This is a genomic window from Xenorhabdus miraniensis (genome assembly GCF_002632615.1).
In genome coordinates this window covers 36548-54891 of record NZ_NITZ01000020.1, presented here as the reverse complement: position 1 = coordinate 54891, position 18344 = coordinate 36548, and the positions used below count along the sequence as shown (strand labels likewise).

Genomic DNA, 18344 nt, shown 5'->3' with positions numbered 1-18344 from the left:
TTTTTACAGGTAAATATTGAATAATTCCATGCGTCTTTTTATTGCAGAAAAACCCAGCCTAGCGAGAGCTATAGCGGATGTGTTACCGAAACCTCATCGGCGTGGGGATGGGTTTATAGAGTGCGGTAATAATCAGTTTGTTACCTGGTGTGTTGGTCATCTATTAGAGCAGGCTGAGCCAGATGCTTACGATACCCGTTATGCCCGCTGGGTATTGGCTGATTTACCGATCATTCCTGAAAAATGGCAGTTAAAGCCACGGGCTGACGTGGCTAAGCAGCTCAATACAATTAAATCCCTACTGGAAAGGGCGAACGAAATTGTCCATGCAGGTGACCCGGATCGTGAAGGGCAATTGCTGGTGGATGAAGTACTGGATTTTTTAGCGCTGGATACGGAAAAAAAGCAAAATGTCCAACGTTGCCTGATTAATGACTTGAATCCTCAGGCAGTCACAAAAGCGATTGAACGTCTGAGAAGCAACAGGGAATTTGTTCCTTTGTGTGTTTCTGCACTTGCCAGAGCGAGAGCAGATTGGCTTTATGGCATCAATATGACCCGTGCTTATACGTTATTGGGCCAGAATGCAGGTTATCAGGGGGTGTTATCTGTTGGGCGTGTTCAAACACCCGTTTTAGGGTTAGTTGTTCGTCGTGATGAAGAAATAGAGCATTTTGTGCCGAAAGATTTTTTTGAGGTTAAAGCACATATTGTCACGCCAAATGAAGAGCGGTTTACGGCATTATGGCAGCCAAGTGAATCATGTATTGATTTTCAGGACGAGGAAGGAAGGGTAATTCACCGTCCATTAGCAGAGCATGTTGTAGCGCGTATTACAGGGCAACCTGCCTATGTCGCAGCCTATCAGGATAAACGGGAATCAGAAACTGCACCATTGCCATTTTCGCTTTCTTCCTTGCAGATTGAAGCAGCCAAGCGTTTTGGTTTGAGTGCCCAAGAAGTACTGGATATTTGTCAGCGGCTCTATGAAACCCATAAATTGATTACTTACCCACGCTCGGACTGTCGTTATTTACCAGAAGAACATTTTGCAGGGCGTCATGCGGTCCTGAATGCTATTTCAGTGCATGCTGCACATTTGCTTCCTCAAGATGCTTTGGATGTGGATAAAAAGAATCGTTGTTGGGATGATAAGAAAGTGGATGCGCATCATGCCATTGTTCCTACTGCCCGCAGTAGCCAAGTTAATTTGACAGATAATGAAAGTCACATTTATGGCTTAATTGCCCGGCAATATCTGATGCAATTTTTCCCTGATGCAGTATTCCGTAAGTGTACGATTGAACTCGATATTGCAGGTGGAAAATTTATCGCTAAAGCACGTTTTTTAGCAGAAGCGGGCTGGAGAACTTTGCTTGGTAACAAGGAGCGGGATGAAGAGAACGAAGGTACTCCATTACCGATTGTTGCTAAGGGCGATGAGCTTTTGTGTGAGAAGGGGGAAGTGGTGGAAAGGCAGACACAACCACCACGACCTTTTACCGATGCAACATTATTGTCTGCAATGACGGGTATCGCCCGATTTGTCCAGGATAAGGCATTGAAAAAGGTTCTGAGGGCAACAGATGGTTTAGGTACGGAAGCAACCCGGGCAGGGATTATTGAGCTGCTATTTAAACGGGAGTTTTTATATAAAAAAGGGCGTTATATTCATGCCACACCTGCCGGGCGAGCGTTGATCCATGTATTGCCGGATATGGCTGTATTACCCGATATGACAGCACATTGGGAATCCCGGCTGACGCAAATCAGTGAAAAGCAATTCCGCTATCAGGATTTTATGTTGCCTCTTCAAGAGACGTTGCAACAATTAATCTGGCAGGCAAAACAATACCGAAATTTGAAGGCGTTCAGGGACTTACCTCCTGCTCCTGCAAAAGGTAAAAAAGGGAAACAGACAAAATCCCGTCAGAATAAGACAAAGACAGATAAAGTTAATCGGACGTAATAAATGTGATAGCACAGCACCATAATTCATGGTGCTGTGTTTCATAATTTGGTAATTATATTTCAAATTCTGTCCAGACAGGAGCGTGATCAGACGGTTTTTCCATGCTGCGAATGGCATAATCAATGCCTGAAGAGATACACCGTTCTGCTAAGGATTGGCTGGCAAGCAACAAATCAATGCGTAATCCGCGATTATCATCAAACCCTTTTGAGCGATAATCAAACCAAGAGAATTGGTCATTGATTTCGGGATGTTTAGCCCGGAATGTATCGATTAATCCCCAATTCTTAAGGCGTTCCATCCATTCTCTCTCTTCTGGCAGGAAAGAGCATTTCCCCGTTTTTAACCAGCGTTTTTGATTGTTTTCTCCGATTCCTATATCAAGATCAGTAGGGCTGATATTCATATCTCCCATGATCAGAATGTGTGATTCTGGGGTATGGTGATTGACTAAGTAGGATTGCAGATCCTGATAAAAATTTTCTTTTGCCGGAAATTTGACTGGATGATCACGACTTTCTCCTTGAGGAAAATAGCCGTTGATTACAGTTAATAAACCGAGAGGTGTTTCGATATCAGCCATAATGATACGACGTTGTGCATCTTCACCATCTGTAGGGAAACCCTTGCGAACTTCTACGGGTTGCTGGCGGGTAAGCAAGGCAACACCATAGTGTGATTTTTGGCCGTGATAGAAGACGTGATAGCCCAGTTTGCTCACTTCTTCTAAGGGAAACATTTCATCGTGAACTTTTATTTCCTGTAATCCGATCACATCTGGTTGGTGTTGTTCAACAATGGCAGCAAGTTGATGGGGGCGTGCTCGCAATCCATTAATATTGAATGAGATAAATTTCATATCGTTATAATCACCTTGAGAATGTACTGGTTTTTAATGTTAACAGATATAAATAAAGATGTAACTATTTATTAAATAATAAATTTTACCTAACTAACTTGATATTTCGCTACTTTACTCCTATATGTAATACTATTATGAGTATAATACTCTTGCTACCCCAAATTTATAGTGTCGAATCGTTTTATAAATAATAATAAAACACAAAGATAACAAGTAATGAATTAAAGGATATATGATAATTCACTAGTTTTAATATGTTATATTAAACGAGTGATATTATAATCCTTGTTAGGTTTTTTATGCTTTGAATTTATTTTATGTTGTGCGTTACAAAAATTAATTAATGAAAAAGTAGAAGAGTTAATCAATCTCTGATAGAAATTTGGACTTGTAGGTCATGGTTATATTTATTAATGGCTTACAATCACGGTGGAATATTCATCATGATATAGATGAATTATATAGTTCATCTAAACCGCATTATTGCATCAGGGGCTGGCATTTTATATAAATGTCATTTGAAAAATATCTATTTTTATTGTACAAAATTGTACCTTCATAATATCAAGTTTGATTTAGCGGTTACCTGATGAGAAGGCCATTTCAAGGAAATTATTTTAGCCACAAGTTACATAGGAACGGTGAATTATGTTTTTTTCTCGTAAATTAGAAGCATTCATGGCGGTGGTGGAAATGGGTTCTTTAAGCAAGGCGGCAAGAGTGATGAACCGTACTACTCCCCCAGTCGCTAAATCAATTAAAGACTTTGAAGCGACGTTAGGAAAGCGCTTATTTAAAAGGGAGAAGTTTGGGATGATTCTGACCAAAGACGGAGTGGAGTTATATAATGACCTAAAAGAGCTCTATTTGAAAGAGAAAGAAATTACAAAGAAACACATCAGCGGGAGTATTTGTAATGTGGTAAATATATACCATGATTGGGGTAAGAAAAAGCATCTGATTTCGCTTTATAAAGCAGCGGACAGAAATAATGCTCAAGTAAATATATTACGCTTCAGTTATGATAACATTGATGAAATAGTTGACTATGAGGGTAATACGATAATTTTAAGCTCAGAAAAAGTACTTAGTGATAGATTCAGTCTTGTACGGAAAATTGATGGGCCAAATTTAGGGATCTGCTGCCGTAAAGAGTTATTGAATGAAGTGAATGGGGACTTTACTCAATTACTGAAAAAGAGAACATGGTTATGTGATCCCGTACTCTACAAAGGTAATTTGATAAAGAATTTGGAAGAGGAAATGATAAAAAATGGAGAGAAGGTCAATATTCGACAGATGGACAATATAGAATGCTGTCTTAATTTTATTCAGTCAACCGATTATATTTGTATTACAGATTCCCACTCCGGCGCATTGGAAGAGGGAGAAAGCTTAGGCTTCATTCCAATATCACGACCTGATGCAGTGAATCAGTGTTATGTCTACAAATCAAAGTCTCATTCAAGCGTGTTAAATCGTTTCATCGACTCTGTTAGCGATATGGAGTAGCCGATTACATAAGCGGAGCGAACTCCAGATTTCCCAGCTCCGCTATTGGTACTTATCCAAAGGCATTTATTGCTTTTGTAATGCACTCAGGGCTTGGGGTAGATTTTTGATGGTGGTGAGGAAGGGTGATTCGTCATTTTGTTCCTCACCTTCGGATTAGCACATCACGCACGCCACACTATATCCATACCTATACATTTCATTATCTCATTCCGTGTAATTCTATACGCTATAGGCATTATCATTACGCTGTATTCATTCGAATTTTGCTCAAAGGGTTTTGGAGCTTCTCTAAAGCAGGATATGTTGAATTATTGGGTGATGTAAAGTAAGGGTGATTCTTTGATGGTGGTGGGGGAAGGATTCGAACCTTCGAAGTCTGTGACGGCAGATTTACAGTCTGCTCCCTTTGGCCGCTCGGGAACCCCACCAGATTTTTGAATTGTTCGCTGTCGTTAGCAGCGGACGGCATAATACCAAATAAGCCGCCGCTGTAAAGTAGTTTATTGAAAATAAAGTATCGAACGATGTTTTTTTAAACCTCATGAGCAGATTATGCTCTAACGTCCAATAACTTCTTACTTTTTAAAGGATAATAGTGCGGTTACCATATACAAAGACTCGTTGAGAAAAAACAGAGTGCAATGCCTGACTCAAAACATTTTTTTCAACATCTCGCCCTGCACGCATCATCTCTTCCGCAGTATAGGTGTGATCCACATTAATTACATCCTGAGTAATAATTGGGCCTTCGTCTAAGCTATCGTTTACATAATGAGCAGTGGCGCCAATGATTTTTACACCACGCTCATAAGCCTGATGATAAGGGCGTGCACCGATGAATGCCGGTAAGAATGAATGATGGATGTTGATTATTTGGTTTGGATAATGCTGAACAAATGCGGGTGTTAAAACACGCATGTATTTAGCGAGCACAACATAATCGGGTTCATATTGATCAATTTGAGCCATGAGAGCTTCATCATGTTGCTCACGAGTTAAACCTTCATGGCTAATGTAATGGAATGGAATACCAAACTGTTCAACCAAATGTTGCAGGGTTGTGTGATTGCCGATAACAGCAGCAATTTCAACATCCAATCCACCATAGGCGCTTTTTACTAAGATATCGCCAATACAATGTGCTTCTTTTGTCACCATGATAACGATACGGCGGCGACCGGCTGTATTTAATTCGCGGTTTGAACCGACTGGCAGGGCATCATCCAAATCTGCCAGAAGTGTTTCATCGTTGAAAATACCCTCTAGTTCTGTGCGCATAAAAAAACGTCCAGTACGATGATCTACGAACTCATTGTTTTGAACGATATTTAATTGATGTTTGTAACAAATATTTGTGATTTTTGCGATTAATCCTTTAGCGTCAGGACAGATTGTACGCAAGATTTTTTTTTGTATGTTTGTGTTTTGCATGGATTACGAGATCCCCGAATATTCTTCACTACTTGTGAATTGTTATGTTTAATACTTAGATACTGATTTATCCACAGCACTTCTTGTATTTTTTGCCTGAACCACACGGACAAGGGCTATTACGGCCTGTCTGAGGGCGAACGCCATCGATATAAAACCAACGTTGTTCAATGCGCAAAAAACGCGAACGCTCATGAATCAATTGTCTATCTTGCTTTCCTTGTTCAATAAAGCAAGCTGAAAATTCAACATAGGCCTCGTTATTATGTTTACCTTCGCTCGTTTCGAGGACGTTCAGTCCCAGCCATTGTACGCCCGCGAAACTTTTCTCTATTTCTGTACGCCAATTTTCAGCCTGACAATCAGGATGCCAAGTAGCGATAAGATAGTTTGCATTTTGCGTCACATAAGCACTATATCTGGAACGCATCAAAGATTCGGCATTTGGAGCAAGACGATGATTTTCGAGATAGGGGCTACAACAATGAGTGAAAGGTGAACCACTGCCGCAGGAACACATGTTTGTCAAAATAACTCCAATTATTCAAAGTGGTTGCTGTCAATATGAGCAATATTGCAAAGATATGTAAGACTATAATAAATGTAAGAATATAATAAATAGTACAGGTCTATCGAGCTATCATTGGCTGATGATACTCGAATATGGGCAACCGTCGCAACGCTTGCTAAGTGTCCGCTATGGTGGAGCAGGGTTCGAATATGATTATCATGAATGATTTTGAAATTATGAGTTATATCACTCTTTACAGAGAAAACATTTTATTGTTGCCAACCAGATTAAATACATATATTAAGTTCCGTAATTATTAGATGCCGTGAGATAACAAATTGTCTTCTCTGTATTGAAGAATATTCATTCAATTTAAATCGCTGAGCACAGTCCTTTTGGTAATACAACTCTTTTGCTAATACAGCGTATAGCATAATAGAAATAAAACTGATGTTTTTTTCATCTCTTTATCAGTTGGTTTATAACATTTATGTATCATTTTATCGTGATACTAAATATTGAATCACTGAAGTGCGATTAAATGTTTTCGTACTGTATATCTAGTTGAATTAACTGGTATACTCATGCGCGTTATTTTTTTGCAAGTACGATTTTCTTCACACATACCATTTTTTTAGAGAGTTAATGCTATTGTTTAAGCTGTAAAGGATTTTGTCAGTGACAACAGAGCAGTAGGAGACAATGTAATGTCAGTAATAAATAAAAAGGTAAAAAAGGCTGTTATACCCGTTGCCGGTTTGGGAACTCGGATGTTACCAGCCACGAAGGCCATTCCTAAAGAAATGCTCCCTCTTGTGGATAAACCACTTATTCAGTATGTCGTCAATGAATGTATCAAAGCGGGCATTAATGAAATTATTCTGGTTACACATTCATCCAAAAACTCGATAGAAAACCATTTTGATACCAGCTTTGAACTGGAGGCGATTCTTGAGAAAAGAGTGAAACGCCAGTTATTAGATGAAATACAGTCTATTTGCCCAAAGCATGTGACCATTATGCAGACCCGCCAAGGGATTGCAAAAGGGTTGGGGCATGCCGTGCTATGCGCCAAGCCGCTTATTGGTAATGAGCCATTTGCAGTGATTTTGCCCGATGTTATTTTGGATGAATATAGTACTGATTTGTCAAAATATAATTTGAGCGAAATGTTGTCACGCTTTAATAGTAGTGGCGCAAGCCAAATTCTGGTTGAACCTGTTCCTGTAGAGAGTGTTTCGGATTATGGTATCGTCGATTGTTTAGGTGAAGAACTAAAACCGGGTGATAGCAAGCCTATTGTTCGCGTTGTTGAAAAGCCAAAACCAGAAGAAGCACCCTCAAATCTTTCTATCGTTGGGCGCTATGTATTATCTGAAAATATTTGGCCGTTATTGGCAAAAACTGCACCAGGTGCAGGAGATGAAATACAATTGACAGATGCAATTGCCATGCTGATGGAAAAAGAACCTGTTGAGGCTTATCACTTGCAGGGGCGTAGCCACGATTGTGGTAATAAATTAGGTTATATGCAGGCATTTGTTGAATATGGCATGAAACATAAGGAACTGGGTAAATTATTCACGGATTGGGTCATGACTTTGCAAAATCGGATTGAAAAATAATCTACTGGTGATTTAAGGTGTGATATGAAAGTTACTGTATTTGGTATTGGCTATGTGGGCTTAGTTCAGGCAACCGTGTTTGCAGAAGTTGGGCATGATGTACTTTGTGTTGACGTTGATGCAAAAAAAGTCGAGAACCTGAAAAATGGTCAGATCCCTATTTTTGAACCGGGTTTGACGCCTTTGGTAAAGAAAAATCATGCAGAAGGGCGTTTAAATTTTACAACGGATGCCAAAGCCGGTATTGCTCATGGCAAATTACAGTTTATTGCAGTAGGAACACCTCCCGATGAAGATGGATCAGCCGATCTTCAATATGTCACTGCGGTAGCCAGAACCATCGCGGAAAATATGGATGGCTATAAAGTCGTTGTTGACAAATCAACAGTACCCGTGGGCACGGCTGATAAAGTCAGGGCAGTGATGCAGGCAACACTGGCAGAACGCAATGTAGAACTCCCGTTCGATGTTGTCTCTAACCCTGAATTTTTGAAAGAAGGTGCGGCAGTTGCCGATTGCATGCGACCTGAGCGCATAATCATTGGTTGTGATAACGATAATGTAGTTGATGTAATGCGTGAACTCTACGAACCTTTTAATCGTAACCACGATCGCATGATAGTCATGGATATTCGCAGTGCTGAGCTGACTAAATATGCAGCTAACTGTATGTTGGCAACCAAAATTAGTTTTATGAATGAAATTGCTAACCTGGCAGAGATATTGGGAGCGGATATTGAGAATGTACGTCAGGGAATTGGTTCTGATTCGCGCATCGGATATCATTTTATTTACCCTGGATGTGGATATGGTGGTTCATGTTTCCCGAAAGATGTTCAGGCATTGATTCGTACTTCTGAACAAATTGGATATACGCCAAAAATTCTTCAGGCCGTTGAGCAGGTTAACGAAAAACAGAAAACAAAATTGCCTACTTTTGTAAAACGTCATTTTGGTAATGACTTATCTGGCAAAACATTCGCTATTTGGGGGTTATCGTTTAAACCTAATACGGATGATATGCGTGAAGCATCAAGTCGTGTCTTGATGGAAACATTATGGGAATGTGGCGCTAAAATACAGGCATATGATCCCGAAGCCATGCAGGAAGCCCAACGTATTTATGGACAGCGTGACGATCTTTCTTTAATGGGTACCAAAGAGGCAGCATTAAAAGGTGCCGATGCTTTGGTTATATGCACAGAATGGCAAAACTTCAGAGCGCCTGATTTTGATGTGATTAAGGATTCATTGAAAACGCCAGTGATTTTTGATGGACGTAATCTTTATGATCCTGAGCGCCTGCAATCGCGTGGATTTACATACTATGGAATTGGGCGCGGGGCCTCAATCAATCCGGTTATTTGAGTTATTATATGAAATTTTTAGTTACAGGTTCCGCTGGTTTTATTGGTTTTCATGTTAGCCAGCGATTATTGAATATGGGGTATGAGGTTGTCGGTATCGATAACCTCAATGATTATTATGATGTTAATTTAAAACAGGCGAGATTAAATTTATTACTCCCTTATTCGAATTTCAAATTTGAAAAATTAGATTTGGCCGATAGAGTTGCCATCCCGGAATTGTTTACTAAGCATCAATTTCAGCGAGTTATCCATTTGGGTGCTCAACCTGGCGTGCGTTATTCTATCCAAAACCCAATGGCATATATTGATGCCAATATCATCGGTCATATCAATATCCTTGAAGGATGTCGCCATAATCATGTGGAACACTTATTATATGCGTCTTCAAGTTCAGTATATGGTTTAAATAGAAAGCAGCCATTCTCTACTGATGATTCTGTTGATCACCCTGTTTCTTTATATGCAGCCACGAAAAAAGCTGATGAGCTAATGTCTCACAGTTATTCGCATCTTTATCACCTTCCTACTACCGGGTTGAGATTTTTTACCGTATATGGGCCATGGGGACGCCCTGACATGGCTTTATTTAAATTTACTAAAGCTATGTTAGAAGGCAAACCAATCGATATTTATAACCATGGGAATATGGTGAGGGATTTCACATATATTGATGATATTGTTGAATCTATAATCAGATTGCAAGCTGTCATTCCTGCTTCCAATAAAAATTGGTCAGTTGAAGATGGTCAGATATCTGCCAGCTCTGCGCCATACTGTGTTTACAATATTGGTAACGGCCAACCGACAAAGCTGGGGGATTTTATTGAAGCCATTGAAGATTCATTAGGAATTGAAGCAAAGAAAAACTTTATGGAAATTCAGGATGGCGATGTGTTATCAACATGCGCAGATTCTAGTGAGCTTTACGCTAAAATTGGCTTTTCACCTGATACTCCGGTGAAGGAAGGGGTAAAACGCTTTGTTGATTGGTACTTAAACTTTTATCAGGCAGCGTAATGGTGAAATAAAAAAGGAGCGATTAGCTCCTTTTTATCAGTTTATGTTAATAAAAAACTAAGTTAGTGTTAAGTTCTTCTTTAGCACATGAGAATATGAAAGCGACTTAGTCGTTAATATAAATCTCGGTGTTTTTTTACATCAGCCAGTAATTAACCTAGTTAGTTGTATTAAGCATAAAAACAAAAATACCCGATAAGGGGTATTTTTGTTATTGAGTCTACAAGACAACTGATTAGATCAGGAAATCTTCCAGTTTTTTGCCTTGTTCATCAATTGCTTTTTTGATTACAGCTGGTGTACGGCCTTGACCGGTCCAAGTTTTAGTTTCACCTTCGTCAACGTATGAATATTTAGCTGGACGTGCTGCACGTTTAGATTTACCAGTAGATTTACCGCTTAAAGCATCTACTAAATCACTTAATTCAATGCCGTCTTTTTCCAGCATTTCACGGTATTCTTGAAGTTTACGTGTACGCTCTTCTATTTGTGCACGAGCATGGCTTTCTTCATCGCGACGTTCTTCAACAACAGTCGTAAGTTTTTCCAGCATTTCTTCTAAAGTAGTAAGTTCACATTCTCTTGCTTGTGCGCGCAAGGTACGGATGTTATTTAAGGATTTTAAATTTTCGCTCATTGTCCTGGTCTCAAATTATAATGATGATGGCTGATGTAGGGATAATAATAGAATGCTATTTTATTTTCTGCAATAGTGAATTTACTTTCTCAGGCTAAAACATGTCATTTTAAAATGCAATTTTTTTGATAATCGATATATTGCGTTTTAATCACGCTATTCAGATTGCCATTTTTCAATAAGCATTGAGGACGGATTACTGTAAAGTTGAGTAAGGGATAAACTGAGACGTATAAAACTAATTTATAGTCAATCCGTAAGAAATGTTAACTGTTCTTCTGGAAATAAGTTGAAGAATTTAGTGTGAGCTGAAAGTTTTTTATGGGTAATCTATTGGTTATGATTATAGTGACCGAATTGAGCAAAAGTAAACCGCTATGATTATTAATATGCAAAGAGTGGAAGGATAAATAACTATTTCTTTTTGATGTTAATTTCGTTCATTTGTCATGCAGAATGTGCTTGTGTGCTGATTTTATATGCTCAAATGTGATGATTATCATGAAAATAATATTTTCTTATTTGTTCTAATTTGTTTCTGCTACTCCACATTTAGCAATAACAGGGAGCAATCTCAATCAGAGTTTGTGGTAAACTTACCGCGATATACCGACTGATTAAATTTGACAAGAGGATGGACGGGCCAATGGCTCAGCTTTATTTTTATTATTCTGCCATGAATGCAGGGAAATCAACTTCCTTATTGCAATCATCCTATAACTATAACGAAAGAGGAATGAGGACGCTGATTTTTACAGCGGAAATCGACACTCGGTTCGGTAAAGGAAAGGTAAGTTCCCGTATTGGTTTATCCGCTGAAGCTTTGCTGTTTTCACCCGAAAAAAATATTGCCGAGCTTATCAGAAGTGAAAATGAGGCGGAAAAAGTTCATTGTGTTTTGATTGATGAATGTCAATTCTTGACGAAAGAACATGTCGAACAGCTATGTGAAATTGTAGATTATGATGATATCCCTGTTCTTTGTTATGGTCTGAGAACCGATTTTCAAGGGGAGTTATTCAGTGGAAGCGAATATCTTCTCGCATGGTCAGATAAGTTGGTGGAGTTGAAAACAATTTGCCATTGTGGGAGAAAAGCCAGCCGTGTATTGCGCTTTGGCAGCGATGGGAACGTTGTTTACGACGGGGCTCAGGTTGATATTGGTGGTAATGAAAAGTACGTCTCTGTGTGCCGTAAGCACTATAGTGACGTTATTCGTGAGGCTAAGGCAAAAAAAGCTTAATACGACAAACGTTGCGATCTAAGAATGGGCATAAAGTTATTAAACCAGGTAAATGTAATAATAGAAAAAGGCGTTAGGGTAACCTAGCGCCTTTTAAATTACATCAGCCTATCATTTATTATTGTTTCTTATTATTTTTTCTATTTGGTCTTATTGCCTCCTGAGGTCCGCTTTGTTCTGCGAACTTACGACCATAAAAAGAATCCAATAGCAATTGCTTCAATTCAGAAATTAATGGATAACGTGGATTGGCCCCAGTGCATTGGTCATCAAACGCATCTTCTGCGAGTTTGTCAATTTTTGCCAAAAAATCAGCCTCTTGAACACCTGTTTCGCGGATAGAAGCGGGAATGCCTAACTGGGATTTTATCTCTTCTAGCCAGGTCAACAGTTTTTCAATTTTTGCCGCAGTACGATCACCTGATGCGGTTAGTCCTAGATGATCTGCGATTTCCGCATAGCGACGTCGCGCCTGTGGACGGTCGTATTGACTGAATGCGGTTTGTTTCGTTGGGTTGTCATTCGCGTTGTAGCGAATCACATTGCAGATTAACAGCGCATTGGCTAAACCGTGTGGAATATGGAATTCGGAGCCAAGTTTATGGGCCATAGAGTGGCATACGCCTAAAAATGCGTTGGCAAAAGCAATGCCGGCAATGGTCGCTGCGTTATGGACACGTTCGCGGGCAACGGGATTTTTTGCCCCTTCGTGGTAACTGGCAGGCAGAAAATCTTTCAATAGCTTCAGTGCTTGCAGGGCTTGTCCATCAGAATATTCATTAGCCAGAACAGAAACATAGGCTTCCAGTGCGTGTGTTACTGCATCCAGACCACCAAAAGCACACAGGGATTTTGGCATGTCCATAACTAAATTGGCATCGACAATCGCCATATCAGGAGTCAGTGCATAGTCTGCCAATGGGTATTTTTGCCCGGTTATGTCATCAGTGACAACCGCAAAAGGCGTTACTTCTGAACCTGTTCCTGACGTCGTGGTAATAGCAACCATTTTGGCTTTTACGCCCATTTTCGGGAACTTATAGATGCGTTTACGGATATCCATAAAGCGCAGGGCCAGTTCTTCAAAATGTGTTTCTGGATGCTCATACATCACCCACATAATTTTGGCCGCGTCCATGGGGGAACCGCCACCAAGAGCAATAATGACATCCGGTTTGAACAGATGCATTTGTTCAGCGCCTTTACGGACGATACTCAAAGTAGGGTCTGCTTCAACTTCGAAAAAGACTTCAGTTTCTATACCGTAAGATTTCAACACATTGATAACCTGATCGGCATAACCGTTATTGAATAAGAAGCGGTCTGTAACAATAAAAGCACGTTTTGCGCCGTCTGTAGCGACTTCTTCCAACGCAATCGGCAGAGAGCCGCGTCGGAAATAGATTGATTTTGGAAGTTTATGCCACAACATATTTTCGGCTCTTTTAGCGACTGTTTTCGTATTGATCAGATGTTTTGGCCCCACATTTTCGGAAATGGAGTTACCGCCCCAAGATCCACAACCCAGCGTAAGAGAAGGGGATAGCTTGAAGTTATACAAATCGCCGATTCCACCTTGGGATGCTGGTGTGTTAATCAAGATACGGGCAGTCTTCATTTTATCGCCGAAATATTTAATGCGCTCAGCCTGATTATCTTGTTCAGTATAAAGGCATGAAGTATGCCCGATACCGCCCATTTCAACTAATCTCTCAGCTTTTTCAACGGCATCTTCAAAGTCTTTACCACGGTACATAGCAAGTAGCGGCGATAATTTTTCATGAGCGAAAGGTTCAGTCTCATCGACCAGCGTGACTTCACCGATAAGAATTTTAGTATTTTCAGGTACATTAACCCCAGCCATTTCAGCAATGTTTGTTGCTGGCTGGCCAACAATTGCAGCATTTAAGTTACCATTTTTTAAAATAATATCTTGAACCGCTTTCAGTTCTTTTCCTTGCAGAATATATCCACCGTGAGTTGAAAAACGTTCACGAACTTGCTCATAAACAGCATCAACAACAATCACTGATTGTTCCGAAGCACAAATCACACCATTATCGAAGGTTTTTGACATCAGAATTGAGGCGACGGCACGTTTGATATCTGCTGATTCATCAATGACCACAGGGGTATTACCGGCACCGACACCAATTGCAGGTTTGCCGGAACTATAGGCTGCTTTCACCATGCCAGGGCCACCGGTTGCTAAAATCAAATTAATATCAGGGTGATGCATTAAAGCATTTGAAAGCTCGACAGAAGGTTCATCTATCCAGCCAATGATGTCTTTTGGCGCCCCTGCTTCAACTGCTGCCTTTAAGACGATTTCGGCTGCTTTATTGGTTGCCTTTTTAGCTCGTGGATGGGGGGAGAAAATAATGCCATTTCGGGTTTTCAGGCTGATAAGTGCCTTGAAAATGGCTGTAGATGTCGGGTTTGTTGTTGGAACGATACCGCAAATTAGGCCAATAGGTTCCGCAATAGTAATAGTACCGAACGTATTATCTTCAGATAAGATGCCGCAGGTTTTATCATCTTTATAGGCGTTATAAATATACTCAGAAGCAAAATGATTTTTGATCACTTTGTCTTCTACTATTCCCATTCCAGATTCAGACACCGCTAATTTTGCCAGTGAAATACGAGCATCTGCGGCAGCAAGGGCAGCAGCACGAAAAATTCGGTCAACTTGTTCCTGAGAAAAGTTAGCAAATTCGTGTTGGGCTTTTTTTACGCGAGCAACTAATTCGTTGAGTTCAGCAAGTTGAGTTACAGCCATAAAAATTACTCCTGATAAATGTTAAATTTTTTAAGGTAATTAGCTGCGAGATTATTAAATTATCAAATAGTGTAATGAGATTAATTTTTTAGATTTAATCAAAAATACGGCTAATTGCCTTAAAAAATTGCTTAATGAAATGATCGATATAGGAATAATTCCTTGTCTTGAAATTTTACGTTGAATACAGATTACCATTTACAGGCTTTTATATTGTGATTTAGATCATGAAAACATTAAGCTGACACAATTCAGCTTTTGTTTTGGAGGGCAATTACCAATTGATATATTGGTATAAATTTACATTTTCAATTAACCAATTTAATACAATTCATTAACTTTATTTTTATTGTATTTCTTATTGATAGGCTGAGCTTATTGATAAAAATTTCCGAATTAGTTGATTTAACGTAACGAATTGATTTCGATTTACTGTATTGTTTAGTTATTGCTATAAGTTTTATTTATTTGTATGAGAAGGGGTTGATTGTGGGTGAGTCATTACTGGGATTTTCTGGTTATATTAAATTTTTTATGGGATTGTTTGCATTAGTCAACCCGATTGGCGTTTTACCTGTTTTCATTAGTATGACTAATTATCAGACACCTGCGGGACGTAATAAAACCAATTTCATAACAAACTTATCTGTTGCCATTATCTTATGTATTTCCTTATTGGTTGGTGATTCGATCCTCTATGTGTTTGGTATTTCAATAAACTCGTTTCGTATAGCAGGTGGGATGTTGATAGTTACAATTGCAGTAGCGATGATTAATGGCAAATTGGGAGAAGATAAACAAAATAAGCTGGAAAAATCGGAGGCCGCAGTGAGGAGTAGTGTTGCTGTTGTGCCATTGGCGTTACCCCTTATGGCAGGCCCAGGGGCGATTAGTTCTTGCATGGTATGGAGCGCACGTTATCAAGGATGGCAAAATTATTTTGGATTGGCATTAACCAGTGTGCTGTTTGCTTTTTGTTGTTGGTTGTTATTCCGTTCAGCATCTTTGTTGGTGAAATTTTTGGGGCAGACCGGCATTAACGTGATTACCCGAATTATGGGATTATTGTTAATGTCGTTAGGTGTTGAATTTATTGTCACGGGAGTAAAAGTGCTGTTTCCAGGATTATTATGATACAGTCAAGATCACTTATGTATTTATTTAAATCATTAATGTAATAAGATGAAATTTTTTACTCAAAAAGAGAGTAAATCAGCCAAAACTCAATCAACAGGTGACCAATTAAAATACAATTGGTCAATAACACCATTTCGAATAGTTTCTTAAATATCTTTGCTCATATTTTATTCTTTTCTAGCCTGACTACCTCAAAATAATACTGTAATTTTCCACACTATTTTACTTTTTATAATCTTATTTAATTGGTAGCTTGCTTAGCTATTTTGTGATGAAGGTGGATTTTTACTCTGTGGTGATTGCATTTTGTTAAAATAATGTTTATTTTCTCTCGTAATCGCATTTTATGATCATTGCCTTGGGGTAACAAAATAAAAACTAATATTATTAATGCGTTACATTGGTATTGTGAATGGATTGTATACAAGGGAAATGAATAACCTTAATCCTTTAATAAATTTATTATAAAAACTATATAACAATTATTATGTGAGCATAGCTTTTTAGTAGGTTAATTACCACTTGTTAACGCGATAAGTAAATTATTGGGGTTAGTAGATTAAAAACGATTCATTTGCTGTTTATCGCTTGGAGGAAAAAATGGGGAAAAAACCATCAAAGTTGAGTCGGTTGATTTCGAGTATCGTTTTATTATCGGTTCCTGCCGTACAAGGAATTGCGGCGACCGTACCAGCAGGGATCACGCTAGCCGAAAAACAAGAACTAACCGTTAACAATGGCGTTGAAGTCACTTCACTGGACCCACATAAAGTTGAAGGTGGTCCAGAAACGGCCGTTATCCGTAATTTGTTGGAAGGGTTGGTCACGACAGGCCCAAATGGCGAGACAATTCCGGGGGTGGCAGAAAGGTGGGAAAATGAGGACCATAAGCTATGGACATTCTATTTACGTAAAGATGCCAAATGGAGCGATGGTAAGCCTGTGACTGCGCAGGATTTTGTCTATAGTTGGCGTCGCTTGGCTGATCCAAGCACAGGGTCACCTTATACCAGTTATTTACAATATGCCTATATTCAGAATGTCGATGAGATTTTAAAAGGAACAAAATCACCGGATCAATTGGGTGTTAAGGCGTTAGATGATCATCGTCTTCAAGTCACTCTCAGTCACCCAGTTTCCTATTTTGTTGATATGTTGAGCCATACGGCAGTGAAACCCGTCAGGCAGGATGTGATCGAAAAATGGGGTAATAAGTGGACGTTACCAGAAAACTATATTGGTAATGGGGCTTATATTTTGAAAGACTGGGTAGTTAATGAGCGGATTGTGTTAACGCGTAACCCTCAGTATTGGAATAATAAAGAAACCATTATTGAAAAAGGGACTTTCCTGCCGATTGTTTCAGGAATCAGCGGTGTTAACCGCTATCGCAGCGGAGAAGTGGATATTACTGACAACGCTATTCCACCCGATCTGTATAAAAAAATGAAACGGGATATTCCCGACCAACTGCAAATTTCACCTTACCTGTGCACATTTTACTATGAAATCAATAACCAAAAACCGCTGTTTAAAGATAAACGGGTACGGGAAGCCATAAAACTGAGTCTTGACCGGGATATTATTGTTGAAAGGATTATGGGGCAGGGACAAATTCCTGCGTATGGTTTCAGCCCGACTTATATTGGTAGCGGCCTGACGATTAATCCCGAATGGGCAAGCTGGACACAAGAGCAACGCAATCAGCGGGCAAGGGAATTATTGAAAGAAGCGGGTTTTGATGCCCGTAATCCCCTGAAATTTACCTTGCTATACAACACATCAGAACAAAACAAACAACAAGCCATTGCTGCGGCTTCTATGTGGCAGAAAAATATTGGTGCAAAAGTCACTCTGCAAAATCAGGAGTGGAAAACCTCTCTCCAGAATCGTCATCAGGGAAATTTTGATGTCGCAAGAGCGACATGGTGTGGCGACTATAACGAACCTTCTTCTTTCCTGAATATGTTGTTGTCAACGAGCAGTAACAACACCACTTTCTATCAAAGTGAGGTTTTTGATAATTATCTGAGTCAGGCACTTGTCGCTAAAGACGAAGCAGTGCGTAAGAAACTTTATCAGGAAGCTGAGGCTCAACTCGATAAAGACTCTGGGCTGATACCGGTTTATTACCGTGTCAGTGTGCGCCTTATTCGTCCGACGGTTGGGGGAATGACAGGAAAAGACCCCCTTGATTATATCGATTTAAAGAATCTGTATATTAAAAAAGCGATTAACTGAT

At 39.5% G+C, this 18344-nt stretch carries 13 protein-coding genes and 1 tRNA gene; 8 read left to right on the top strand and 6 right to left on the bottom strand.

Annotation, left to right across the window (positions count from 1 at the left end; translation table 11 throughout):
• Positions 1–28 precede the first annotated feature (28 nt).
• Complete coding sequence (locus tag Xmir_RS16830) at positions 29–1969, top strand: DNA topoisomerase III (RefSeq protein WP_099114834.1); 1941 nt, start codon at positions 29–31, stop codon at positions 1967–1969.
• A 55-nt stretch (positions 1970–2024) separates the two neighbouring features.
• On the opposite strand, the gene xthA is transcribed toward Xmir_RS16830, so the two are convergent.
• On the bottom strand, positions 2025–2831 hold the full coding sequence (gene xthA, locus Xmir_RS16825) for an exodeoxyribonuclease III (RefSeq protein WP_099114833.1): 807 nt from the start codon (positions 2829–2831) through the stop codon (positions 2025–2027).
• A gap of 651 nt (positions 2832–3482) precedes the next feature.
• On the opposite strand from xthA, the gene Xmir_RS16820 reads away from it, so the two are divergent.
• Entirely contained in the window at positions 3483–4346 is an 864-nt protein-coding gene (locus Xmir_RS16820; RefSeq protein ID WP_099114832.1) for a helix-turn-helix domain-containing protein, read from the top strand.
• A gap of 346 nt (positions 4347–4692) precedes the next feature.
• Here Xmir_RS16820 and Xmir_RS16815 read toward each other — a convergent pair.
• The 3 genes from Xmir_RS16815 to Xmir_RS16805 all read right to left on the bottom strand — a co-directional run bounded on the left by Xmir_RS16815 (position 4693) and on the right by Xmir_RS16805 (position 6309).
• Positions 4693–4777: transfer RNA gene (locus Xmir_RS16815), tRNA-Tyr, on the bottom strand.
• Between the two features lie 154 nt (positions 4778–4931).
• On the bottom strand, positions 4932–5780 hold the full coding sequence (gene purU, locus Xmir_RS16810) for a formyltetrahydrofolate deformylase (protein ID WP_099114831.1): 849 nt from the start codon (positions 5778–5780) through the stop codon (positions 4932–4934).
• A 67-nt stretch (positions 5781–5847) separates the two neighbouring features.
• A complete protein-coding gene (locus Xmir_RS16805) occupies positions 5848–6309 on the bottom strand; it encodes a YchJ family protein (protein WP_145956903.1) in 462 nt (153 codons plus the stop codon).
• A 689-nt stretch (positions 6310–6998) separates the two neighbouring features.
• Here Xmir_RS16805 and galU point away from each other — a divergent pair.
• From galU to Xmir_RS16790, 3 genes are read left to right on the top strand one after another with little or no spacing between them, the layout of a single operon-like run.
• Entirely contained in the window at positions 6999–7916 is a 918-nt protein-coding gene (gene galU / locus Xmir_RS16800; RefSeq protein WP_099114829.1) for a UTP--glucose-1-phosphate uridylyltransferase GalU, read from the top strand.
• Positions 7917–7940: 24 nt separating this feature from the next.
• Positions 7941–9284, top strand: coding sequence for a UDP-glucose dehydrogenase family protein (locus tag Xmir_RS16795; protein WP_099114828.1), 1344 nt, complete (start codon positions 7941–7943; stop codon positions 9282–9284).
• Positions 9285–9292: 8 nt separating this feature from the next.
• The gene (locus Xmir_RS16790) at positions 9293–10303 is read left to right on the top strand and encodes an NAD-dependent epimerase (RefSeq protein ID WP_099114861.1); all 1011 of its coding nucleotides are present in this window, start codon (positions 9293–9295) and stop codon (positions 10301–10303) included.
• Positions 10304–10538: 235 nt separating this feature from the next.
• Here Xmir_RS16790 and hns read toward each other — a convergent pair whose 3' ends face one another.
• Complete coding sequence (gene hns / locus Xmir_RS16785) at positions 10539–10940, bottom strand: histone-like nucleoid-structuring protein H-NS (RefSeq protein WP_099114827.1); 402 nt, start codon at positions 10938–10940, stop codon at positions 10539–10541.
• A gap of 646 nt (positions 10941–11586) precedes the next feature.
• On the opposite strand from hns, the gene Xmir_RS16780 reads away from it, so the two are divergent.
• Positions 11587–12183 (top strand): thymidine kinase, encoded by a 597-nt coding sequence (locus tag Xmir_RS16780; RefSeq protein WP_099114826.1) that lies wholly within the window; start codon positions 11587–11589, stop codon positions 12181–12183.
• Between the two features lie 118 nt (positions 12184–12301).
• Here Xmir_RS16780 and adhE read toward each other — a convergent pair whose 3' ends face one another.
• Positions 12302–14965, bottom strand: coding sequence for a bifunctional acetaldehyde-CoA/alcohol dehydrogenase (adhE, locus tag Xmir_RS16775; RefSeq protein WP_099114825.1), 2664 nt, complete (start codon positions 14963–14965; stop codon positions 12302–12304).
• A 489-nt stretch (positions 14966–15454) separates the two neighbouring features.
• On the opposite strand from adhE, the gene Xmir_RS16770 reads away from it, so the two are divergent.
• Together Xmir_RS16770 and Xmir_RS16765 are read left to right on the top strand one after the other, a co-directional pair.
• Entirely contained in the window at positions 15455–16099 is a 645-nt protein-coding gene (locus Xmir_RS16770) for a YchE family NAAT transporter (protein ID WP_099114824.1), read from the top strand.
• 603 nt (positions 16100–16702) lie between these two features.
• On the top strand, positions 16703–18343 hold the full coding sequence (locus Xmir_RS16765) for an ABC transporter substrate-binding protein (RefSeq protein WP_099114823.1): 1641 nt from the start codon (positions 16703–16705) through the stop codon (positions 18341–18343).
• Position 18344: the final 1 nt, after the last annotated feature.

Bases quoted from the DNA above. Each gene is read 5' to 3' on its own strand.
- Xmir_RS16830 (WP_099114834.1), top strand. From the start codon at position 29: ATGCGTCTTTTTATTGCAGAAAAACCCAGCCTAGCGAGAGCTATAGCG.
- xthA (WP_099114833.1), bottom strand. From the start codon at position 2,831: ATGAAATTTATCTCATTCAATATTAATGGATTGCGAGCACGCCCCCAT.
- Xmir_RS16820 (WP_099114832.1), top strand. From the start codon at position 3,483: ATGTTTTTTTCTCGTAAATTAGAAGCATTCATGGCGGTGGTGGAAATG.
- purU (WP_099114831.1), bottom strand. From the start codon at position 5,780: ATGCAAAACACAAACATACAAAAAAAAATCTTGCGTACAATCTGTCCT.
- galU (WP_099114829.1), top strand. From the start codon at position 6,999: ATGTCAGTAATAAATAAAAAGGTAAAAAAGGCTGTTATACCCGTTGCC.
- Xmir_RS16795 (WP_099114828.1), top strand. From the start codon at position 7,941: ATGAAAGTTACTGTATTTGGTATTGGCTATGTGGGCTTAGTTCAGGCA.
- Xmir_RS16790 (WP_099114861.1), top strand. From the start codon at position 9,293: ATGAAATTTTTAGTTACAGGTTCCGCTGGTTTTATTGGTTTTCATGTT.
- hns (WP_099114827.1), bottom strand. From the start codon at position 10,940: ATGAGCGAAAATTTAAAATCCTTAAATAACATCCGTACCTTGCGCGCA.
- Xmir_RS16780 (WP_099114826.1), top strand. From the start codon at position 11,587: ATGGCTCAGCTTTATTTTTATTATTCTGCCATGAATGCAGGGAAATCA.
- adhE (WP_099114825.1), bottom strand. From the start codon at position 14,965: ATGGCTGTAACTCAACTTGCTGAACTCAACGAATTAGTTGCTCGCGTA.
- Xmir_RS16765 (WP_099114823.1), top strand. From the start codon at position 16,703: ATGGGGAAAAAACCATCAAAGTTGAGTCGGTTGATTTCGAGTATCGTT.